Source organism: Rhizobium altiplani (genome assembly GCF_001542405.1).
GTDB lineage: Bacteria > Pseudomonadota > Alphaproteobacteria > Rhizobiales > Rhizobiaceae > Rhizobium > Rhizobium altiplani.
Genome location: NZ_LNCD01000042.1, coordinates 158,239 through 180,365, shown reverse-complemented (window position 1 = coordinate 180,365; position 22,127 = coordinate 158,239). Strand labels below are relative to the sequence as shown.

General features: G+C 58.1%; 15 protein-coding genes. 3 read left to right on the top strand and 12 right to left on the bottom strand.

Annotated features, from left to right (window positions below; translation table 11 throughout):
• The 11 genes from AS026_RS09385 to AS026_RS09335 all read right to left on the bottom strand — a co-directional run bounded on the left by AS026_RS09385 (position 1) and on the right by AS026_RS09335 (position 13,062).
• Complete coding sequence (locus AS026_RS09385; protein WP_062369516.1) at positions 1 to 639, bottom strand: alginate O-acetyltransferase AlgF; 639 nt, start codon at positions 637 to 639, stop codon at positions 1 to 3.
• A gap of 4 nt (positions 640 to 643) precedes the next feature.
• Entirely contained in the window at positions 644 to 1,984 is a 1,341-nt protein-coding gene (locus AS026_RS09380) for an alginate O-acetyltransferase AlgX-related protein (protein WP_062369515.1), read from the bottom strand.
• On the bottom strand, positions 1,981 to 2,778 hold the full coding sequence (locus AS026_RS09375) for a hypothetical protein (RefSeq protein WP_062369514.1): 798 nt from the start codon (positions 2,776 to 2,778) through the stop codon (positions 1,981 to 1,983). Before AS026_RS09375 ends, AS026_RS09380 begins: the two co-directional genes overlap by 4 nt.
• 4 nt (positions 2,779 to 2,782) lie before the next feature.
• Entirely contained in the window at positions 2,783 to 3,874 is a 1,092-nt protein-coding gene (locus AS026_RS09370; RefSeq protein WP_062369513.1) for an alginate O-acetyltransferase, read from the bottom strand.
• Between the two features lie 10 nt (positions 3,875 to 3,884).
• Positions 3,885 to 5,315: an MBOAT family O-acyltransferase gene (locus AS026_RS09365; protein WP_062369512.1), complete on the bottom strand. Its 1,431-nt coding sequence runs from the start codon at positions 5,313 to 5,315 to the stop codon at positions 3,885 to 3,887.
• A gap of 6 nt (positions 5,316 to 5,321) precedes the next feature.
• Complete coding sequence (locus tag AS026_RS09360; protein ID WP_062369511.1) at positions 5,322 to 6,842, bottom strand: right-handed parallel beta-helix repeat-containing protein; 1,521 nt, start codon at positions 6,840 to 6,842, stop codon at positions 5,322 to 5,324.
• Positions 6,835 to 8,274, bottom strand: a complete 1,440-nt coding sequence (locus AS026_RS09355) for a mannose-1-phosphate guanylyltransferase/mannose-6-phosphate isomerase (protein ID WP_062369510.1) — start codon at positions 8,272 to 8,274, stop codon at positions 6,835 to 6,837. Before AS026_RS09355 ends, AS026_RS09360 begins: the two co-directional genes overlap by 8 nt.
• Complete coding sequence (locus AS026_RS09350) at positions 8,271 to 9,392, bottom strand: hypothetical protein (protein WP_062369509.1); 1,122 nt, start codon at positions 9,390 to 9,392, stop codon at positions 8,271 to 8,273. The genes AS026_RS09355 and AS026_RS09350 overlap by 4 nt, the downstream gene beginning before the upstream one ends.
• Before the next feature lie 13 nt (positions 9,393 to 9,405).
• Positions 9,406 to 10,875 (bottom strand): glycosyltransferase, encoded by a 1,470-nt coding sequence (locus AS026_RS09345; RefSeq protein WP_062369508.1) that lies wholly within the window; start codon positions 10,873 to 10,875, stop codon positions 9,406 to 9,408.
• 11 nt (positions 10,876 to 10,886) lie between these two features.
• Complete coding sequence (locus AS026_RS09340) at positions 10,887 to 12,206, bottom strand: nucleotide sugar dehydrogenase (RefSeq protein WP_062369507.1); 1,320 nt, start codon at positions 12,204 to 12,206, stop codon at positions 10,887 to 10,889.
• Positions 12,207 to 12,453: 247 nt separating this feature from the next.
• Positions 12,454 to 13,062, bottom strand: a complete 609-nt coding sequence (locus tag AS026_RS09335; RefSeq protein WP_062369506.1) for a helix-turn-helix transcriptional regulator — start codon at positions 13,060 to 13,062, stop codon at positions 12,454 to 12,456.
• 1,191 nt (positions 13,063 to 14,253) lie between these two features.
• On the opposite strand from AS026_RS09335, the gene AS026_RS09330 reads away from it, so the two are divergent.
• From AS026_RS09330 to AS026_RS09320, 3 genes are all read left to right on the top strand, one after another.
• Positions 14,254 to 15,426, top strand: coding sequence for an efflux RND transporter periplasmic adaptor subunit (locus tag AS026_RS09330; protein WP_062369505.1), 1,173 nt, complete (start codon positions 14,254 to 14,256; stop codon positions 15,424 to 15,426).
• Positions 15,423 to 18,584, top strand: coding sequence for an efflux RND transporter permease subunit (locus AS026_RS09325; protein WP_062369504.1), 3,162 nt, complete (start codon positions 15,423 to 15,425; stop codon positions 18,582 to 18,584). Before AS026_RS09330 ends, AS026_RS09325 begins: the two co-directional genes overlap by 4 nt.
• Positions 18,585 to 18,915: 331 nt before the next feature.
• The gene (locus AS026_RS09320) at positions 18,916 to 20,085 is read left to right on the top strand and encodes an ATP-binding protein (RefSeq protein ID WP_062369503.1); all 1,170 of its coding nucleotides are present in this window, start codon (positions 18,916 to 18,918) and stop codon (positions 20,083 to 20,085) included.
• Between the two features lie 21 nt (positions 20,086 to 20,106).
• Here AS026_RS09320 and AS026_RS09315 read toward each other — a convergent pair whose 3' ends face one another.
• Positions 20,107 to 21,831 (bottom strand): hypothetical protein, encoded by a 1,725-nt coding sequence (locus AS026_RS09315; protein ID WP_062369538.1) that lies wholly within the window; start codon positions 21,829 to 21,831, stop codon positions 20,107 to 20,109.
• Positions 21,832 to 22,127 lie beyond the last annotated feature (296 nt).

Here is a 22,127-nt window from a genome sequence, read left to right as displayed (position 1 = left end):
CTATTGGTTCAGGTAGTTTTCTAATGCGATGACGCGGTACTTGCCGGCGCTGCCGGAAAGAACGATCGTGAAGCCCGAGCGCCTCTTGAGGTCGACCTTGCCGGTTTCCGCTACCGTCTTCCCGCCTTCCTGGATGGCAAAGCTCAAGCTCAGTGGGGCTCTCAGCGATACGCTTTGAGCGTCCCCCTGCGCCACGGCCTTCAGTGCGGTCGCCTTGGCCGCCGGGACCACGAGATCCACCGCTTTCAAATCGCTTAGATTGTAGAGATAGACCTGTGCCTTCGACGGATCGTCCTTGACCGCATCCGTGTAAAGCTTCGTCTGCCCATCTGCCAGGGCGGCGTAGGTGTAGTATTTTCCGGGTTCCGCCGTCACCGTGGCTGTCTTGGCCCCCAGGGACATCTCGACTTCGCCCGGCTTCACATTGACATATGGTGAGACGCCGTCGCTAAAATGCTCGATCGATGCCCCCGCAATGATTGCTGACGAGGCAGTTGCGTCAAGAACTCGAATGAAGGAGGAATTCGGATCCATCGGCTTGCCGTAGAGGCCAGAGTCCTGGGCTAGCCCCGCTGAATGGATTGAGGCAACCAGAAGAGTTCCCGCGGCGAATATTCCAAAGGCACGAGCCCTACCCATCAGATTATCCTCCTCTTGTGTTGCAGATGCCGACCGACACTTCCTTCGCCGACATATGATCAAACTCAAGGTTTATTTTTTTCGACGCTTGCACTCCGAAGTAGCGAACAGGAAAATAATAACGCCCGGTGGAGATCATCCGATCCGTACGTCGAATGCTGCTCTCGAACATGTGGCCGTCATTCAATCGGAAGCGCAGTGTCGCCTGTCGACTGCGGTCATCGCCGGAATAGACGTATATTACTGCCGAATCCGGGATTTTGCCGCCATCCTGAAGGGCAATTTCGAGAGTACTGGCGCCAACGGTTGAAATCTCGTCGCGCTCGATCTCGTGGCAACTTTGGCCAGCCGCCGTCCTCAACTCGATCAGGGGCGCATCGCCAAATTTTCCAAGACTATTGTAGATCGGGTTTTCCCAGATGAGAAAGCGCGGTCGCGACTCCGCGAAGGTTTTCGAGGTCAGATAGGATGTAATTGATCCGAACTGGTTGCCGCCCGAGATCGAATAATTCGTAACCGGGGAGGAGAGCTCTTGCGAGAGGAAGCCCGCAAAGTTGGATGCCGCCAGATCCGAGTAACTCGTCCCCACCAACGCTACCGCGCCCTTCGAGGCGCCGTCTCCAAAGATATCGAGTCCGGCATCCCCGGCGGCCACCTCTGTCGTCGTAAACGCATCGGTTTCCGGCAACGGCAGGGCCTGTCTGCAATTTGCCTGCAGCAGGCGGCGCATCGTTGAGATGATCGCCTGCCGCCCTGCGGGCTTGGTCTCGAATGAAGCCTTCGCGAGATCATCAATGCCCGGAAGTTGCTGGATCACGGCCGCAATCTCATGTGCCGCCGCGCGAGCTCCGGAAGAGGTCCAGTGAAAGTCCGCTTGAAAGAACGGCGGTTCCTTGCCTCCTGCGCGCTTCATCGCACCGAGAACATCGACCGTTACCACCCCGTGATCGCGAAGGCGCTTGATGACATCGTCATAGACACGCTTTGCCACGGCGTAGTCAAAACCATAATCACCGGCCTCCCGCGGCAGATAGTCGGGCATCACCAGGCTTTTTGTCGGAATTGGTACGTAAACGAGCGTCGTTCCTCCAGCTTCCAGAGCCTCCGAGAGTGCGGCCATCTGGCTGGCCGTGTGCTCGGAAAGCTGCTGCTCCATTCTCAGATCCGCGATCGTTCGATAAAAATATCCCTGCCTGCCTTCAACGACGCTCAGTTGCTTATCGGTCTCGAGGTTCGCACAGCCGAAGTTTGATTCCGCTCTGGCGGTATGGGAGAGCACCAAGACGCCCAGTGCGCACAGGGCAGCGCAGGGCCACCGCGACGATTTTGTCGAAGGATGCCTCATTGACTTACCTCGATCGGGTTGACCGGCGCTGCGTCGAGCTGGCGGAGCACCGCCGCGGCCACGGTCTTGACACTGAGTTCCGGTGACTTTTCGGCGATTGCCAGATATCTGCGCGCCTCGGATTTTTCGTCGTCGTCCAGCAGGCCTTCCGAGATCATCGCGATGGCTAGATCAAGCGCGACTTTGCTGTCGCCACCCTTTGCGGCCTCGCGTCGCAGTCGTTCGGCTTCCTGCGGTTTGGTACCGAACGGCTCCCCGCTGGCATAGAATTTGACAAGCGCGTCGATTGCGACGGGGTTCCTGCGCGCGGCGTGCTGACGCAGTGTCGCCTCTGCCTGGTCAAGGCGGACCTTGCTGACACCATCGCTGGCGCTCTTGAGCTGTCTTGCGAGCGGCGCAACCGCACCCGCCCTGCCGGTTGTGCAGGCGATTGTATAGTAGTGGATGGTATCCGCGTTATGGGCGGGATTTGTCGAGAGCCGCTTTGCGACGTAAAGCGCCGCCAGGCCATCGCCACGATCCGCCAATAATTGAAGCTCCCTGTAGGACACTTTTCGGTGGCCTATCATGCGCTTGCGAATTCCCTGAAGCTGGGCGCTGTTGAGCTGATCGGTGCGCGTTACTCCCTGATTAAATCCGCGTCGATAACGCCGTTCGTCGGCTTTCGATTTCCTGGTCTCGACCTTGGTGTCCTTGGGTTGAGAAACGGCGCCCGACTGGGTAACCGCGCGAGCGTCGCTGCCAGCGACTGAAATCGCGATGCCAAGAGCGATCAGACTCGCGGTCCTGAGCATCCTGTTACTCCTTCGTCTTGAGATCGTCCGACTTCCACAACGCCGGATCGGTCAAGTAGCGGATCGGAAATTCCCATATGACGGTCCCTGGCCAACTCGTGCCGTTTGCGTTGGACAAGAACTTGTGCATTGGAAAAACCGGTCCTCGACCGACCTCGGCGACATTGAGGACGTTCGACCCCAGTGCCGCTTCAAGATAAGAAGCGAATGACCAAGCCTCGTTGGCACTGTAACTTGTCCCGACCAGAACCGTTGGAAAGCTCTCGTCTGCCAGAATGTCATTTAGCGCGTCGGACCCGGTTTGCGACGCTGTTTGCGGCGTGATGCTTTCATCTGCCAGCCCGATCGCAGCCGCAAGCGCCCTGCCGGTGACGAATTTGACCAGGTCGCCCCGCACGTCCTCGGCTGGGGCATCATTCAGTGCATATTGCGCCATGGGGGAAACACCCGCCCTGGCCCCGGTAGCGTCGGCGACGGCCTTGGCACCAAGCGGCGTCCAATGCGTGTCGGTCTTCAGAAAAACAGATCCCCTCGACTTCATCTCAAGCAGCGCCGCTCTTGCGTCCACAAACTCGATATTCGCCGAAGCCATCGCTCGCGTGAAGTCCAGATAGCGATCCCGGGAAATCTCGGCGTAACGAGGATCTGCAAGGTGCTCGCGATAGACATCGTTCTTGGCTGGAAGCGGAACAACAATCAGGCGTACGCCGTGTGTGCGCAACGTCGCCGCGATCTTGGCTATTTCCCTTGTGGCGTCGTTAATACCGGCTTCAGCGCTCGCGGCACCGCGAAATTCCTCGTCCGAGAACAGCCAACCCTCCTTTCCGACGATAACGCCGCGGCGGCCCTCCCCAAGGACCATGTACCTGGCTGCACCGATCAGATCGAACGCGAGTTCCCGGTGGGGAAGCTCAGTCTTGTAGAGCGCGTCGAGCCCGTCTCCGAGCATGCCGTGGCTCAGAGAGCCGCCATCGGTTGGCAGCCGTGAAAAGGCGCCGGCAATCTTATCTCGGATGTCGACATTGGCGAAGGCCGCATAGCCGAACAGCAAGGCGGGAAGCAGGAATTTTGTAATCGGTATTGCGCGTTCAAACATGGCACCACCCTCAGAACTGAAAATAGAGGAAGGGAGTCTGGCTGGATTCCGCGAGCTTCAGAATGGTGACCGTGGCGAGCAAGGAAAGCAGCAGCGGCATGACGATCGGCTGGCGCATCACGGCGGCGCCGTCACCTGCCGGTGCTGCAATGTTTGTCTGCCTGAGCGATCCCATCATCGGCTCGATGGCCACCACGAAACACGCAACGGCGAGCGTCAACATTGCCTCATGCGTGATATCGAGAAGCGTGTCGGCACGAATTCCCAGCCCGTTTTGACCGAGCATGCCGCCATAAAGGGCAAAAGCATCGGCCACGCTGTCGGCGCGAAACATCACCCAACCTAGCAACACGACAAGCAAGGTCCCTGGCAAGGAGATCCACCTGGTGTCGGCGATCCTGTTCCAGCCAGTCGCACGCTCAAGCGCAAGCCATCCGCCGTGCCATCCACCCCAAAGCACGAACGTCCAGTTTGCTCCATGCCACAGGCCGCCAAGCAGCATGACGAGAACCAGATTGACATAGGTGCGCGTCGGGCCGAGCCGACTGCCGCCCAACGGAATGTAAAGGTAGTCACGAAGCCAGCTCGACAGACTGATGTGCCAGCGACGCCAGAATTCGGTTATGCTGCGGCTGATGTAGGGGTTGTCAAAGTTTGGTCTAAACTGGAAACCGATCATCAGCCCGAGGCCGATTGCCATGTCGCTATATCCCGAAAAGTCGAAATACAGCTGCATCGCGTAAGCGATCGCGCCAAGCCAGGCCTCGGCCATGGTCGGATGCGAGCTTGCAAAAACGGTGTTCGCAATGGGCGCGATGGGATCTGCAAGCAGCACCTTTTTTGCAAGGCCTATGACGAAGAGCGACGTGCCGTCGGTGAACTTCTCGAGCGTATGCTGCCTCGACTGAAACTGACCCGCGAGATCCCTGAAGCGCAAGATGGGGCCTGCTATCAGCTGCGGAAAGAGTGCCTTATATGCGGCCAGGTCGATGAAATTGCGGGTTGCAGGCGTGTCACCCCGATAGACATCGACCAGATAGCTGATCGACTGGAAGATATAGAAAGAGATGCCGATCGGAAGGATGAGGCGCCAGTGAACGCCAAGGCCGTGCGCATCGGTTCCCATCAACTCGGCGAAGCTGTCGATAAAGAAATTCAGGTACTTGAAGGTGCCGAGCACAGCCAGGCACCCGACAATTCCAACGGTTAGGAAGAGCTTGGCGTAGCGGCTACCGAGATTGCGCTCGACCAGGATCGCAAAGGTGTAAACCCAGACGGTCGTTCCGAACAAAAGAAGAAGGAAGTCCATACGCCACCACGCGTAGAAGACATAGGATCCCAAAAGGATCGTGACGGAGCGGCCCCGCATGGGCGTCAAATAATAGACCGCCAGGAAAACTGGCAGAAAGAGAAACAGGAAGACTTCGGAGGAGAATACCATTTTGATTCATCCCCTCTTTCCTGCGCAGGCAGCAAGGTCGACAGCGGAAAACGCTGCGAGAGCTGGCTGGTTGTCGATTGTTTTTCCCGCAAGGCGAAATTCGCCAGGCTGCCTTGACGCGTCGAAAGCCAGCAACTGGCCGACGCTACCGGCAAATTCACCGACGCCGAGGCGCGGCATTTGCCTGTCGAAATCATTTCCCACCAGAACCACGGATCCGACCCCTGACCCAGCCAGGCCCGCTCGATTTTCTCTGAACGCATTGCGGGATACTTCGAGCGGCATGCCGTGATACTGGTCGTCGACCGAAAGGCCTGCAAAGCCATTGCCTACGAGGTGATTTTGACGAACGTGGCTGTGAAGCGCCGTTCGTATCGCAACGCCCTTGGAACCATTGTTGATGACGGCGTTTTGCTGCACGGTGACGCAGGCTGCAGTATCAACACCGATGCCGGTCAGTGCCGACAGGGCAACGATATTGTTGGAGATCGTAACCGACGTCGCGCCGTCGGTCACAAAAATTCCGTTGCCCGCACCGCCCACGACGAGATTGTCATTGATCGTGACGCCGCTCGAACTGCTCATCACCTTGATGCCATGCGAGCCGCGGTCGCCGACGATAATATTGCCGGCGATGTGCACGTCGCGCGCAGCTCTCAGGATGATTGCCGTCGTTGGGCTGTCAATGAAGCGATTGCCCAGAATATTCAAGCCGTTGACGTCGATCAGGCTGAGGCCCGCGACATCCTGGAAGAGACTGCCTTGCACGATCGAAGGCCTGGCGGCGTTCGCAAATTGCTGTCGGGCAAATGCAATGCCCGCAGTTTCAGCTGACGTGTCGAAGCCAAGGCTGACGAGATTGCTGCGATCAATTGTCGTGGTGCCGCCGAAGGTGGTCAGGACGAAGGCCCGAAATGTCGACGCGCTCCGGCCTATGCCTTGCAATGTTGCATGATCAACCGTGAGCGAACCGGCGTTCACCATGAACGCGCCCTTGGCATTGTCCATCCTGAGAATTTCGCCGGGCGTTATCTTCAACTCTGCGCCATTCCAGATGAAGATTGGCGTGTGTGCAATGTATCCACCAGGCGCTGCCTCGAGATGTCCGGCGTGGCCGAGCGCGTCCAGTTCACGCCTGACATCGCCAAGCCGGAACGAGCCGCTCTCGATGACGATCGCACCGATCCCCTCAGGCGGTTGCGCAGCCAGAACCGTCTCCATGAAACCGGCGCCGGCTGATGGACCGATGCGGCGCACAAGAATGTCGACGGCAGATCGGCTGATCCTCTTCTGGCGACTTGAAGCAGGGACGCTGTCTGGCTGTTTGAGTGATGGGAGCGCGTGAACCTCGCCAAAGGCCGCAGCGCGCTGGAAGACATCAGGCGCCGCGACGGAGAGGTCACGGGCGTCCTTTACCAGGGCCAGGAGCGGTTGCTGCTTCTGTGCAGGTCCGCCCTCCGTCGCCGATGACGACGTTGCAACTGCTATCGCACCGACCAGGGAGGCTACCCTCAACCAGCTAGGCATAGTCGGCCATCCTCACCCCGGTTGCGAACTGTGTCAGAGATGGCGCGACGACGCCGGCGATCACCGTTCCACAGCTGATCTCGACGATTTCCGCGGCACCATCTGCAGTGTTGAAAAGCGTTACGCTCGTTGCCGAATCGATCATCGCCGACAGGCCGGCGGTGAGCTGTTCCTGAGACCGGTTGCCATTCACGCTGACGCTGCCGCGGATCACCACGAGCACCCGCGACACGCCTTCTTCCCCAATCAGGGTCACCTGCTTTCCTGGATCAACCGTCAGCAGGTCCATGGCAAATCCCGCACCCGCCTGCATGGTCTTCATGCCGCCCCATTCCGTGACCTGACTGCGGTGGCTTTCTGCTTCGCGCCGCTTGAGCGCAACGAGATGTTCAACGATCTTCTTGACGTCCTGCGCACTGGCCCTGTTGGTGACCAGCAGGGCGTCATCGGTATCAACGACGACGACGTCATTCATGCCAACGACGGCAACGAGGCGATCACTGCCGCGAACCAGAGAGCCGCGGGTGTCCAGCAAGACAACATCGCCCGATGTGACGTTGCCGCTCTCGTTCTTCAACCCGATCGAATGGACGGAGGTCCATCCTCCTACGTCGTCCCATTCGATTACAGTTGGGGCCAGCGCGATATCCCTGCATTTTTCGAACACAGCCATTTCCGTCGGCTGGCTGACGGCCTGCGCAAAGAAATGCTCCTCCAGAAGCAGCCCGGTTTCCGCGGCCAACGGCGAAGCCGCCGTCAATGCGCGGGTGACTGCTTCAAGTGTGGCTGGGTCGTACCGTCGATATTCATCGACAAGTTTATCGGCCCGGAACATGCTGATACCGGAAGCCCAGTACGCAAAGCCGGTGTCAATCAGCGACTGGGCAACATTGACGCTCGGCTTTTCGATAAAGCGTTCAACCCTGTGAAGGCCGGGATAATCGTCAAACTCGCCGCCATCCATGATGTAGCCGTATCCCTTTTCCGCATAGGTCGGATGGATACCGAACGTCACGATCATTCCATCGAAAGCCGCACGGTGCATCCGCGCGATGACACGGTTCAGGTCGCCCTGAATCACGTGATCGGAAGGGAGGACAATGAGAACGGCATCAGGCTCGGCTGCCATAAGGTAAAGCGCCGCGGCAAGAACGGCCGGCCCGGTGTTTCGAGTTACCGGCTCCGTGAGGATGCTGGCTTTGCACTGTATTTCACGAAGCTGACGGCCCACTGTTTCAACGTGTCGCGCATTCACACACACGATCGGATCAGAAAACATTTGCGTGCGATGGCGCTGAACGGTGCTTTGAAAGAACGTCAGCGTGCCGTCGCCGTTAATGGGCTGAAACTGCTTCGGCTGATGAGCCCTGGACAGCGGCCAGAGACGCGTCCCGGAGCCGCCGCAGAGAATAAGGGGATGTATGTGCTTCATTGTGCACCTCCTACGGTTTGCTCGGCCGCAAACGAGATGCCGCTGCGAATGGTTCGCAGCCATTGCGGGGTAGCGTCTAGACGGACGGCAACAGGTGATCCTGGCTGCAGTCCGGACACGGGTTGCAGTGGAACCAGAGCTACCGATGCCGATTGGCCATCGCCAATGGCTTCGCGATCAACTTCGACCTTCGCAGGAACGGAGCCGCCATCGGCGGTTCCAATCGTCACTTTCGCGCCGTTCGCAACATGGCGGAAGTCGGAGCCCGTGAAGGCCGTACGAACGATCATCGGCGCTCCCGGCTCGCTGACGAAGAGAACCGGCTGACCGGCAATCACGGTCCCACCCTTCGCAAGGCCGGCTGTCTCAACATCGCAGTCGCAAGGCATCGTAGCCGTTACCGCAACGCCGGTTGACGCAAGGATCGAATATGCGGGCTTGCCGACTGCGGCATGAGTGTCGATAAAATCAAGCTGACCGCCCGTTGTTGCGGTCATCGTCGAACCCTGCCTGTAAGCGATGGCCGGCGCCTCGACGTCCGTCACGAAAAGTCGGTCACTGAGCACCGATGCTGCAAAGACAAATAGCGCGGCCGACGCGGCTGCGACGACGCATGTGCCGAGCAATTTCGAAAGGCGCGATGAGCCAGACTGGGCGACCTTGTGTGCGGTATTTTTGCCTTTCGGCAGACTGCTTTCGGCCACCAGCATCCCATTAACGTCGACGTGGTCGCCAGCAAGCCAGGAATTCAGGATGTAACGCAGTTGCGGCATATGTTGGCCGGTCGGATCGCGATAGCGAAGCGTAACTGCTCCGGTCTTGCTGTCAGCAGCAGAAACCGTCACGTCGATTGGAAGAGACATCCAGAAGCTCCCAAAATTGAAGCGTAAGATCGCCAATTTGTGGGCGCCCGGCCAATTTGCTCCGACGATTCCAGTCACGCGGGCCGCGACCATGGACAGAGCGGATCCCTCATATGATCGCCCGTCGATGGTCACCGAGAAGGGCAGTTTGACGCGCGGATGTTCGTTGCCATCGGCAAAATCGAGCAAGCTGTCGCGTTCCGCGTCTGTTGGCGGCGGGCTATCAGTGTGTTCACGTTGATCAAATGTCGTCATGAGAAACTCCAAATCAGATCTTGGCGCTTGAAATCATAAAGGCAGCGAACAACAGCCACCCGCTTGCGAGGATGTGCACGTAGGTCGACGAGAGCCCGCGAAGGCGCTCGGAGGCGGATGGAATGCGGTGTGAGGCTTCGGCCGTTTGACGTGTCCATCTCTGTCGATCGAGACGAAAAAACACGAAGCTTTTGACGAGCGCCCCACAGATCTGGCTGAAATAGAGAAGAAACGGATAGGATATCGGGAAGGACGGTCGGAATGTCGCCAGCAGGCAGCAGTTTATGTACCGCGTGAACATGACCCACGCGACATAGATCGGCAGGACGAGCGGACTGACGAAGAGTGTCGACATGAGCACCGCTACCGGGCCGAAGAGGGTCGTCCACATGGAGATGCGCTGGTCCAGAAGCGACCACCAGGTGAACAAGCCGATGCGTCTTGGCCCAAGAGCCAATGCTCGGCCATTGGTTCGCAGCATGTTGCCAAACCAGCGCAGCATCAATGCCACAGCGGAACCCACAAACCCCGGCTTCGGCTGGCTTTCCATCGAAACAGAGCGAACGTCGGGCAGGTAGGCCATTTCATAGCCGTTCTTCAACAGCCAGAACCACGTCGACTTGTCGTCACCCGTGACAAAGGGAACCTTGCCAAGACGCCAGTGCTCAAGCGAATCGAACTGAATGCTCTCGATAAAATCGGCATTGCAGGCGAGAGACGCACGGAATATCGACAGGCGTCCGGTCAGGGTCAGAACGCGCCTTGATAGCCCCATCGAAGACATCATCATATGGCGCTGCGTGAAGCGCAGATTGAACCAGTCGCGAAAGAGCCTTGAATCGCTGATTTCACAATCTTCGTCGGTCGTAACAGCGCCCAGGCGGTGATCAACGAAGAAGGGCGCGCATGCCTCCACAACATCTTCCGGTGGGCAGCTGTCACCGTCGACGAAGACCACAATGTCATCGTATGTGGGGCATTGCCTCGAAAGGATACGCAAGGAAGCAGCTAAGGCATCGCGCTTGCCGGTCGCCGGTATCCGATCAACGATCAGATGAACGCCTCTCGCGTTTTGTGGCATCAACGAAAAGATTCGCCGAACCAAACGCTCGTCAGCGACGTCCACGACAGAGGCAACGACAGTGGCGCCGCCCCGGGATGCGGCTGCAGCCCGAAAAATCGCACGGTAGACACGCACTGTCACCGCGACATCAACCTTGTAGGTCGTGACGACAAAGAAGGCGTGAGCCGGTCGGTTTCTTGCCTCGTATTCCTTGACTGCAGCTGCTCGTCGGGCCGGATGCGCGAAGTGAATGAAGAGCTTCGCCCTTGCGAAATTCACAGCACCCCAGCCATAGCGCCAGATACCCAGTGTGCCGATTGTCAGCGCCAGGCCGGCATTCTCCGCGAGCCGGTGGGTCGGTACGGCAATCGCGATACTCACGAACACTAGCATGTAGAGGATGTGACCAAGCACAGGCATACGGGTCTCTCCTACCAGCAAATACCCTCGTAGAAGCCGCCAGAGCGCAAATCCGGCCTGAGGCGCGTGAGGTCGACAAGACTTTTGGCCACAGCAGCTCTTGCCAATGGCTCGATCGTCTCTTCATAGCGATTGCCGACCAAAAGGACGTCGGCTTCGTCGATCAGTTCTTCGATCCTGGCAACCAGTCGTTCCTTAAGGTCGGGAACCTTGCCGTCGCCGCGCCCGGATCCACCAAGCTCGCTCTGATAGGCAACACGGACGCTCGGGTCGTAGACCTTTAGGCCGAAGCCCTTGGAAATCAGTCGTGATGCGAGCTCGGCAAGCGGGCTCTCCCGCAGATCGTCCGTCCCTGCCTTGAAGCTTATTCCGACCATTCCGACGGATCTGCCACCGCTGTTGTGGACGAGATTCTCGGCTCTTTCGATTTGGCGAGTGTTTGCCTCAAGGACCGAATCCAGCATTGGCGTCGCAACACCGCCTTTATGCGCGACATGACGCAGCGCGCGCACATCCTTTGGCAGGCAGGAACCGCCAAAAGCAAACCCCGGTCGCATGAAATAGGGCGACATGCTCACCTTGTCGTCGGAGCAGAGAACCTTCATGACCAACTGGCCGTCGATCCCACAGCTCTTGGCGATATTGCCGATTTCGTTTGCGAAAGTGATCTTGGCCGCGCGCCACGAATTGCTCGTATATTTGATCATTTCCGCGGTCGACAGCGGCACGACGCTGCATGCACAGGAAAGCCTAGCGTTCAGGTCGCGCAGGACGTTTTCAGTCCTGGAGTCGAGGGCGGCAAAAACGATAAGGCCCGGATTGTAGTTGTCATCTATGGCAGTACCTTCACGGAGGAATTCAGGATAATAGCCAACCCCGAAATCCCTTCCTGCCGTCAGGCCCGAAACCATCTCGAGGATCGGTATGCAGGTCTCTTCCATTGTCCCTGGGACAATCGTGGACCGCAGGACAACGGAGTGGAATGAGTTCTTTGTGCGCAAGGCACCGGCAACATCGCTGCACGCCTGCTTGACATAGTTGAGCTCAACGGAGCCCTCGGCGGCGCTGGGTGTGCCCACACAGATGAAAGTTATGTCAGTATTGGCCACTGCCGCGCAAACATCGGTCGTGGCCGAGAGCCGTCCACGGTTAACGTTTCGGGCCAGCAGCGTCGCCAGTCCAGCTTCGACAATTGGCGGCTCACCCGCATTGAGTTTGGCCACTTTCGAGGGATCGGTGTCAACCGCGACAACAGTGTGACCGTCCTCCGCGAGACAGGCAGCCGAAACGGCACCGACATATCCGATGCCAATAATGCTTATTCTCGACATGTCATGTCCCCGTTTTACGATTACTAGAAACTCTCGCTGCGGAATCCGGCAGCGTCTGCTTTTTAGGCAAGTCTCGAGTCTCGTCAGGCGCAGGAGAATGTTATGCCCGCGACAGAAGAAATGAAGTCGGGAAAAACAGAATAAATGTAGGGAAAATGCGAAAAGGCGATTTTATATTTAGGCACAATTGTATTGATCCGTAGAATAGACGGAAGAATCTATAGTACGTTCTAATTACGCGCGCGATTTAAGTATTGTATATGTCGAACCAGCCTCTCGATGCGCCATATTTTACTATGGATGCCCGGCTGGAAAGGCTGAGCTTGTCGGCTCCGCGTGCCTTGTATGTCTCGACTGTTTTGGTGCTCACATGGATTTCGGCGGCAATTTCCTTCGTGCTGAATCCGTATGCAAAAAGCTTCAGCACGATTTCCTCTCTGGCGCTGAGATTGCCCTCGGAAAGACGCTCGATCCTCTCGGGTGCGCTATTGATCAGGGAATGAAAACTGCGAATATCGAGCGCCGACAAGCTGTTGAAGACAGCCGCGCTGATGTAGTGGCCACCCTGCGCAACAAGCGATATCGCCTTATAGATCTGCTGATCGTCGTCGGTGGTGAAGACGATGTTCAGCATGCCATCGACGTAGATTTCGTCGATCCGGCGCGCGATCAGGGGATCCACCGCGTAGATGACCTTGAACGAGCTATCCCGCTCGGCATTTGACAGCCGACGCACGGCCCTGCCGACTGCAAGGTCAGCGTCATTTGCCACTTCGCAGATGACAACAGTGGGGAGGGTTCGACCGATGAAATCGACCAATGATTCCTCCTTGCGTTTCGTGTCAACGAAACACATCGAGGAATCTCCTAACAAACTTGAACCTATGACGTCGGGCAGTCCCGGAGATGCGCAAATAGCCGAAACCCGGCTCTTAATCGGTGCCATGAAAGTTCCTCGATTAAGACGAAACTTCCTCCCAGGCTTAGTTCGGAGTTACTGCATGTGTCCCGATGTAATACGACATCGCCTCCGGACATCAGTGAAGTAAGCTGGAACCGTGCTTATAGTTTGGAATTTAAATTACTAAGTCAAGGGATAAAAAGACATCTTTTGTTGCGCGATTTATCGAAAGCACGGCCGATAAATACAGTTTTATGCTGCATAAACATGTAGGCGATATTGAAAGTTGCTGGTTTCGGCAAACCTTTAATGACGTCATTTGATCGACCGCAACGGTGAGTAGCGTCAACCATGTGGGTGCTTTTCCCCACACGATACTCCAGCGATGCCGCGCCAGGCAGCCCTACTTGTGGAACCGAACAGCGGGGACGACCAGATCAACATGAGCCGAAGGCTAATGGTGCAGGTCAAGGCTGAAATCGCGGGGGAGCGGGCTGCTGAAGAAACCCTTTTATGGCGGGGAGTGCAGTCGACTGCTGACAATTTTTCACGTCCGACGGAACCTTTTTGCGATTGAGAGGTTTGAGCCATGGCCACGCACGGAGCCCTTCCTCCGGGCCACGCCTTTGGTGAAGGGTCTGCTGTCTCCCAGGCCAGGCTCTTCACCGTCCTTCCCACGCATTCGAGACAGGGACCGGCCCGATGGAGGCTTGCCGATGCCGCCGGCAAAGCCGGATCGCAGCACTTTCTGCTCTGGTTCAATGAAGGAAACCTCGCACGGCTCTCTGCCTGCGTGCAGGAGCCCGCGTGCCGGAGCCCGCATGCCGGGGCTTGTCATCTCCTGTTCGCGATCATCCTGTCCTGTGCGCTGATCCGCACCCTTCTCTGCTGCTGGATGCCGTTGGATTGCCGAAACTGCCGTCGCCCTTGGCCCATGGCCGCTTATCGGTCCAGTCGGGATGCGTGAAGGGCTTGTTGTCGACGACATCGTCGTCAGCTCGTCATCAACGTTCCACGCCTGGATGCCCCCGGGGCTTGCCGATTTCAGCGACTAACGGTAGCATTTGTGAATTGCGGTCGATCTGATACCTACTTTTAAGTGCCTGGAGTTGAAGAAGCCATCTCGGTTCTGCTGGAGACTGGTCGATGAAACTGTCATGTCGTGTTCCGCCAGCCTGCCTGTTGATCGTGCTTGCAGCCTGGATGGCCGCGCCTCAAGCTGCAGTGGCGCAGACTGCCCCATCGGTTGGCGTTATCAGCGTTCCGGTGGAAGATGTTTCGCCCAAGCACGAATTCGTCGCGCGCGTGGAAGCGGTTAATGCCGTCGATATTCGATCGCGGATCGAAGGGTTCCTGGACAAACGCCTTTTCGACGAAGGCCAGGTCGTCCAAAAGGATCAGGACCTTTTCCTTATCGATCCTCGATCCCTGGAAATATCCCTGTCAGATGCCAAGGCTGCCCTTGCGAGTGCGCAGGCGACGCTCGCTGACGCCCAGCGTCGACTTGCCAGAAATCAGTCACTGACCACACAGACCGTATCGCGTGCAACACTGGAAGAAAGCCAGGCCGCGGTCGAAACCTCTCAGGCTTCCGTGATGTCGGCGCAGGCGCGCGTGGGCCAAGCCGAACTTAATCTCAGCTACACCCGGATAACCGCACCGATCAAGGGGCGCATAGGGGCGGCCGAGTTGTCGGTCGGCAGCTTCGTCAGCGGCAGTTCGGTGACACTGGCTCGCATTGTCGAGCTGGATCCGATCCGGGTTGTATTCTCTGTCAGCGACCGATCGATCCTTGAACTGCGTGCGGCTGCCGGAGGTGCCAGCAAGGACGATCTTGCAAAGCGGTATGAGCCTACCCTGCGACTATCCAACGGTCAGCAGTACAAGGAACCCGGCAAGATCGAGTTTTTCGGAAACGAGATCGACGAATCAACGGGAACGCTGGCAATTCGAGCGCTGTTTCCCAATCCGGAGCTCCTGCTCACCCCGGGCCAGTTCGTAACGGTGATAATTTCGGAAAGGGAAAAGACGCTGCGCCCGGTTGTGCCGCTCGGAGCAGTCCAGCAGGATCGCGAGGGCAAGTTTGTCCTGCTCGTCGATGAAAAGAACGAGGTCACGCTTCGACGCATAAAGGTCTCCCAACAAGTGGGTGCAAACTGGGAGGTGGACGACGGCTTGAAAGGCGGCGAGAAGCTGATCGTCGAAGGCCTGCAGAATGTCTCCGAGGGCTTGGCTGTGACCGTCACTCAGATATCTCCTGGTGACAACAACGTGACCTCTGCCACTCCCGTCCTATCACCATCCGGTACGCCGCAATGAATATATCCGCGCCGTTCATTGCCCGGCCAAGGTTCGCGATGGTTATTGCGATCGTCATGATCATCGCAGGACTCGTCTCCCTCCTTCAGATACCCGTCGCGCAGTTTCCGCAGATCACCCCGCCCGAAGTCCAGGTGACGGCAAGTTATCCGGGCGCGAGTGCCAGTGTCATGACTGACAGTGTGGGAGCACTGATCGAAGATCAGGTGAATGGTGTCGAGGACATGCTCTACATGTCGTCTTCGAGCACCAACAACGGCAGCTATAGTCTGACGGTCACATTTGCGGCAGGGACAGACCCGGCGATTGCCCAAGTCAACGTACAAAATCGCGTCGCAATGGCGACACCACGCCTTCCTGCTGCGGTCTCCCAAACAGGCGTCTCGGTAAGAAGTCGTTCCTCGAGCATGCTTCTCGGTTTTGCGGTCTATTCCCCAAAGGGGACCAAGGACGACGTCTTCATCAGCAACTACGCGACGATCAATATCCGAGATGCGATCGCACGCCTGCCGGGCGTCGGGGAAGCCAGCGTATTTGGTCCCGTCTACAGCATGCGCGTATGGATGAACCCCGATCGGATGCAGGCGCTTGGGGTGACGGCATCCGACTTGACCGCCGCCATCCAGGGCCAGAACGCGCAGGCATCCGCCGGCCAGCTAGGATCTCCTCCATCGCCGACGGGCCAGCAATTGCAATTGACGGTTCAGGCCCAGGGACGGCTTGCGGATGCAACAGAGTTCGGCAACATAATCGTCCGCACCAACAGAGACGGAGCGATCGTCCGTCTTCGCGACGTCGCCCGGGTGGAACTCGGAGCGCAATCATACGACACGGCCTCAACCCTGAACGGGCAACCGAGTGCCACGGTTGTCGTTTATCAATCTCCAGATGCAAATGCGCTCGCCGTGTCAGCCGCGGTCCTTGCGGAACTGCAAACATTGTCGAAGCAGTTTCCTGACGACGTCGCATATACGGTCGTTTTCGACACGACCACTTTCGTTCGCCAAACCATCGAGGAAATTTTCATTACGCTGGCAATCACCTTTGTGCTTGTCGTGGCGGTCGTCTTCCTTTTTCTGCAGGACTGGCGTGCAACGATCATTCCCACGTTGACGATTCCCGTTTCGCTGATAGGCGGCTTTGCCGTGCTTTACGTGCTGGGGTATTCAGCGAATACAATCACGCTGTTCGCCATGATACTTGCCGTCACTCTGGTCGTCGACGACGCGATTATCGTCGTGGAAAACGTCCAGCGCATCATGAGCGAAACCGGCGTCGACGTCCGCGAGGCGACACTGCGCACAATGGACCAGGTCACCGGCCCGATTGTCGCCACCACACTGGTGCTGGCCGCCCTCTTCGTGCCAGTCGCCTTTCTCGCCGGAATAACCGGTGAGCTCTATCGGCAATTTGCGGTCACCATCCTGGTCACAATCACTTTCTCGACAATCAACGCGCTGACGTTCAGTCCGGCAATTTGCGTTCTGATGCTCCGCCCCACCCCCGAGAGCCGCTCGCGGTTTTTTGTCAAGGTGAACCAGGGACTGGATGCTTCACGGCGGTTTTATCTGCGGTTGCTCGATCTCTTTGCCCGCAAGCTTGCCCTCAGCGCGCTGGTTTTTGCTGTCATCGTGGGCGGTACATACGGTTTCTATCGCATCCTTCCGACCGGCTTTGTTCCTTCGGAAGACCAGGGCTATCTCTTCATGAATGTGCAATTGCCGAACGCCGCTTCGCTCGAACGCACGCAGCAGACAATTGCGGCCGTCAGTTCCGTGCTTCAACGCACGCCGGGCGTTGCAAATACGATCGGAATTGCCGGCGCAAGCATGGTTGGTGGCGGCGGCTCCAATTCCGGAATGATCATTTCCGCGCTGAAGCCCTGGAATGAACGGGGAGCCGATCAAAGCGTCTTTGCTCTCATGGACCGATTGCGCGCGGAGTTTGCCGCGATTTCGACCGCCTCGGTCGTGCCGTTTAATCCGCCTGCAATTCCCGGTCTCGGGACGACGGGGGGTTTTGACTTCCGACTTCGGGCGCGGGCCGGACAAAGCCAGGCGGAGCTCGCTGAAGTCATGAGGGGCCTGATTATCGCAGCAAACCAGACGAAGACATTGACCAGTGTCTTCAGTACTTTTTCCGCCGACGTTCCCGAGGTCTATCTCGATATCGACAGGAAGCGCACGGAGCTTTACGGGGTTTCGCCCGCCACGATCTTCAACACGCTGCAAGCCCACCTGGGATCGTCATATGTTGACGACTTCAACATTTTTTCGCGCGTATACCAGGTTCGCCTTCAGGACGAACCAAGTTTTCGAACCCGCATCGAGGACATTCAACGGCTGAGAGTGCGAAGCCAGTCGGGGAGCCTTATTCCGCTACAGGGACTGCTTTCCATTTCTACCGTCTACGGACCCAACTCCATCAGCCGCTACAATCTTTTCCCGTCCGCGGCGATCAACGGACAGGCTGCCGCGGGAACGAGTACAGGCGCCGCGCTCGACGCCATGGAGACACTCGCTGCGCAAAAGCTGCCACCCGGCTTCGGATACGAATGGACGGGCATGGCGCTTCAGGAGAAGCAGGCCGGTAACCAAACAACAATCATCCTGATTGCAGGGATCCTTTTCACCTACCTCTTCCTCGTTGCCCAATATGAAAGTTGGAGCGTCCCGCTTGCAGTGATGCTGTCCGTGACGGTGGCCGTTCTGGGAGCGTTGGGCAGCCTTCTGATTGGTGGTATCGACCTCAACATCTACGCCCAAATTGGCCTGCTGCTGCTGGTCGGACTGGCCGCCAAAAATGCGATTCTCATCGTGGAGTTCGCCAAGAAGCGCCGGGAGGAAGGGCTGAGCATCATGGAAGCGGCGACCGATGGCACGTCACAGCGCTTCAGGCCGGTGCTGATGACTGCGATGGCATCGGTGCTTGGCGTGGTGCCGCTGGTCGTGGCTACAGGTGCGGGAGCAGGCAGCAGGCAGGCAATCGGCACGACGGTTCTCGGCGGCCTGGTGGTCGGATCGGTCCTCGGCCTCCTGATAATCCCACTCCTCTATATATACGTTCAAACGGTCAGGGAGGCGGTCAAGCGTAAGCTTTTTGGTGTCGATCGGGTCGACCCAGACAGCAAACCTCCGGCTGCGGCGGCCGCGGATTGAAAATCCCAACTCTTTAGGAAAGCTGAACTTCGGGATTCTCTGCCGAGAGAGCACTATAGTTCTTGAAAGCGGAACATTTGGAAGATCGCGTCCTCTCACTGAGGCGGAGAAGCAATCACGCCATCGGTCGGTGCAGCAGGGGTCGAGCTGCTACAACCTTGCAACCCGGCGCAGCGGACGCGCGCCCCCCGGATTTGACTCGCTCTGGCGCCACTTCACGACTTGAGATCGTTAACGTGCTGTCGCTTGCCTAGGGCGCTGAATCGCACGTCTCCCTGCCCATTCGATATTTAACCTTGCATTTCTGGATCTGAACTCCATAATTGCAAGGATGATCCCCAGGCGAAAAACATTAGAACTCATTGAGCTCATCGATTCCAATCCGGCCGTCGCTTTGCTGGGACCTCGACAGGTAGGAAAGACAACGCTCGCATTGGAAATAGGCGAACAGCGGCCGTCGATCTATCTCGATCTGGAGTCGGACGCCGATCGAGCCAAGCTCTCCGAGCCTGAGCTCTACCTTTCCGGTCACGAGGATAAACTGGTTATTCTCGACGAGGTCCACCGTGTTCCGGACCTCTTCCAGGCTCTTCGTGGACTAATCGACAAGGGGCGGCGAAAGGGATTGCGCAGCGGGCGTTTCCTTTTGCTCGGCTCGGCCTCGATCGATCTCCTGAAACAGTCCGGCGAGAGCCTGGCTGGACGGATAGCATATTTGGAGCTTGCCCCAATTGACGGCCTCGAGGTCCACGCGACTGAGCTCAACACGCTGTGGAACCGGGGTGGGTTTCCTGACAGTCTTCTGGCCCGGACAGATGCTGTTAGCCAGCGGTGGCGCCTTGATTTCATTCGAACGTACCTGGAACGGGACATTCCGCTTCTTGGACCAAGGATTGCTGCCGAAACGCTACGCCGATTCTGGACAATGCTCGCGCACCATCAATCCGGCCTTCTCAATGCGGCAGACTTCGCCCGCGCACTCGGCGTCGACGGAAAGACCGTTGCTTCCTATCTCGATCTCATGGTGGATCTGCTTCTGGTGCGTCGGCTCGAACCCTGGCACAACAATGCGGGCAAACGCCTGGTAAAGTCGCCGCGTGTATACGTTCGCGACTCCGGGCTGCTCCACAGTCTCCTTGGATTGACAACGCTCGAGGATATTCTCGGGCACCCGATCGCCGGCGCCAGTTGGGAAGGATTCGTGATCGAAACGCTTCATGCCGCTATACCAGTGGGCGCACATGCGAACTTCTATCGTACCGCTGCCGGCGCCGAGGTCGACCTCATTGTCACTCTGCCCGGCGGGCGCCGTTGGGCAATCGAGATCAAGCGAAGTCTCACTCCGAAAGTGGAACGCGGCTTTCATAACGCCTGCCTGGAACTGAAGCCCGATCGCCGCATCGTTGTTTACCCAGGGTCCGAGGCCTATCCTCTCAACAACGAAATCGAGGTGCTGCCGTTGCGACAGCTTGGTGAGGAACTCACGCATCTTCAGCCTTGATAGCGAGCGCGTCCGGCTATTTTAGTGTGATTTCACCAGACCGGAGAAACCAGCGACAGCCAGAAGGCTGAGGGCCCAGCCGATGACGGACTGGAAGAAAAAATATCTCAAGGAGAACGTGCCGTTTGGTTTCATCGAATCGGGTCGCCAGTATTCCCTTTGACCGATGGACGCTACCGGCAGGAGTACATCCAGCGAGTACATTGGCGCATTGAACTCCGGGTAGCTGGCCGCTTCCGGCTGATTGCGGAAGCAAGTGAGCTGGTCCTCCCCGACCGCGGCACGTCCAGCCAGGTCCTGTCCGGTTGATGGCATATAGCGGATTTCGGTTTGCGGGAGATCACACATCGTCCATTCGGGGGAACGCAGAACGATGGGATTGTTCGGTTTCATTGCACCGTCGCGATAGGCGAATGCGAAGACACCCGTGCCGATCGCCCAGAAGAGCATCAGCCAGACCAGCACCAGCAGAGGCTGCCGCCCGTAACGAAGGGTGACGGCAAGCACACCGTCGACAATCGCCAGGCTTGCCCGCAAGATCGGATTTTTGGCACGCGCTCGGCGCGCACGCCGCTGCAGTCGCTCCTTGGCGATCAAGACCGTACGGGCATCCTCGTCATGGCCCATTTCCCGCAATACCATTGACAGATGCTCGTAGGGCTGCGGCCAGAAGTCCGCGTTCCACCGCTCCGGTGTCTGGCGCGATAGCCAGTCGAGCCGGCTTGCCGCATCGGCTGGTCCTCCAATGAAAGCACCGTACCGGCAGCGGTTCAAAAGCAGGTCGCCAGTCTTGGGCCAGCTGCTCTGATCGTCATCTATAGCGCCGATCGTCGTCGCAGTGAGGTCGAGCGCACCCTCGACGGATGCACCTTGTCGCAGGAAGAATGCGCCGTCGATGATGGCGCGATTGAGCCGCAGCGCATTGCCGTCCGGCTGCGAAAGTGATGCGGAGGTGCAATTGACGTCACCTCCGAAGCGGGCACCGAGAAGGCGCGTTTCGCCGACGATGGTCGCCCCACGCAAGGCAAGGTCGCCCCCTGCCACGATCGCGTCTGCGTTCAATGCGACTTCGCCCGGGCGTTCGATCTGTGCGCCGACCGCATTGACGTCGCCCCCCAGGCGCGCCGCCGAAAGATTGATGCCGCCACGCACATTGGCGCCACGCAACAGGATGCCACCGCGTGTTTCCAATGCCTCGGCGTCGAAAGCCATATCGCCGGGCGAAGTGATCGAAACACCATCAGCCTCAATGCTACCGCCAATCCGCGCGCCGGGAAGGCGTATTTCCCCGGTTACTATTGCGCCGCGAAGCGAAAGGACTCCCCGTGCCTCCAACCTGTCGGCCTGCAACCCGGGCAGGGCCGAACCGTCCAGGAACAGATTATCGATAACCGCCGAGCGCAGCACCGGCGAGGCGTCGAAGTGACAATCCTTGAGACCGATGTCGCGCGGTATCCGGCACCCCTCCAGGTCGAGAATGCCAATGATCCAGGCTCCGCTCAGCCTCAACCCTTTCTCATGCAAACGATAGGCACCGTCGCCAAGGATGAGATAGCGCAACAGGTCCGCCCGCACCGTCCGCTCGGGATCTTCCTGTTCCGGCCGCAGACCGTCGCCCAATCGGTCGAAGTCTCCCAACTGCAGATGTGCCACGACCTTCGTTTCAGCGGCGCTCAGCGGATGAAAATCGGCAAGGCTTTGCAGGACGGGAACATGAGATCCCGGTTGGGGCGCTTTCTGGTTCATGAAGCCGGCATCCGTCTGACACCGCGTGAAGATCTTGCTCGAGCGCGGCTTTGCCGGAGTGGATATCTTCCGGGGCTGCAAATCGGTCGATCGACAAGCGAGGCATGGCAATTCATGACGATCGTTCTCCTCTATGGCGTTCGCGCCGTGAGCGACTATGCGCCTTGGCCGCAGGGTAAACGTGAACCAAGACATCGATCAACTGAGGGGGCTCCCGCAGGACCTCGGTCCCAACGATATCGGATCGTCGCTCGCTTGGAAACGCGCCGGGGCGGCTCTTTTCCAGCCCGGTTTCA

Coding starts and splice junctions, on each gene's coding strand:
- AS026_RS09325 (WP_062369504.1), top strand. CDS start 15,423: ATGAATATATCCGCGCCGTTCATTGCCCGGCCAAGGTTCGCGATGGTT.
- AS026_RS09385 (WP_062369516.1), bottom strand. CDS start 639: ATGGGTAGGGCTCGTGCCTTTGGAATATTCGCCGCGGGAACTCTTCTG.
- AS026_RS09345 (WP_062369508.1), bottom strand. CDS start 10,875: ATGCCTGTGCTTGGTCACATCCTCTACATGCTAGTGTTCGTGAGTATC.
- AS026_RS09335 (WP_062369506.1), bottom strand. CDS start 13,062: ATGTGTTTCGTTGACACGAAACGCAAGGAGGAATCATTGGTCGATTTC.
- AS026_RS09350 (WP_062369509.1), bottom strand. CDS start 9,392: ATGACGACATTTGATCAACGTGAACACACTGATAGCCCGCCGCCAACA.
- AS026_RS09320 (WP_062369503.1), top strand. CDS start 18,916: ATGATCCCCAGGCGAAAAACATTAGAACTCATTGAGCTCATCGATTCC.
- AS026_RS09375 (WP_062369514.1), bottom strand. CDS start 2,778: ATGCTCAGGACCGCGAGTCTGATCGCTCTTGGCATCGCGATTTCAGTC.
- AS026_RS09370 (WP_062369513.1), bottom strand. CDS start 3,874: ATGTTTGAACGCGCAATACCGATTACAAAATTCCTGCTTCCCGCCTTG.
- AS026_RS09340 (WP_062369507.1), bottom strand. CDS start 12,206: ATGTCGAGAATAAGCATTATTGGCATCGGATATGTCGGTGCCGTTTCG.
- AS026_RS09330 (WP_062369505.1), top strand. CDS start 14,254: ATGAAACTGTCATGTCGTGTTCCGCCAGCCTGCCTGTTGATCGTGCTT.
- AS026_RS09315 (WP_062369538.1), bottom strand. CDS start 21,831: ATGAACCAGAAAGCGCCCCAACCGGGATCTCATGTTCCCGTCCTGCAA.
- AS026_RS09365 (WP_062369512.1), bottom strand. CDS start 5,315: ATGGTATTCTCCTCCGAAGTCTTCCTGTTTCTCTTTCTGCCAGTTTTC.
- AS026_RS09380 (WP_062369515.1), bottom strand. CDS start 1,984: ATGAGGCATCCTTCGACAAAATCGTCGCGGTGGCCCTGCGCTGCCCTG.
- AS026_RS09360 (WP_062369511.1), bottom strand. CDS start 6,842: ATGCCTAGCTGGTTGAGGGTAGCCTCCCTGGTCGGTGCGATAGCAGTT.
- AS026_RS09355 (WP_062369510.1), bottom strand. CDS start 8,274: ATGAAGCACATACATCCCCTTATTCTCTGCGGCGGCTCCGGGACGCGT.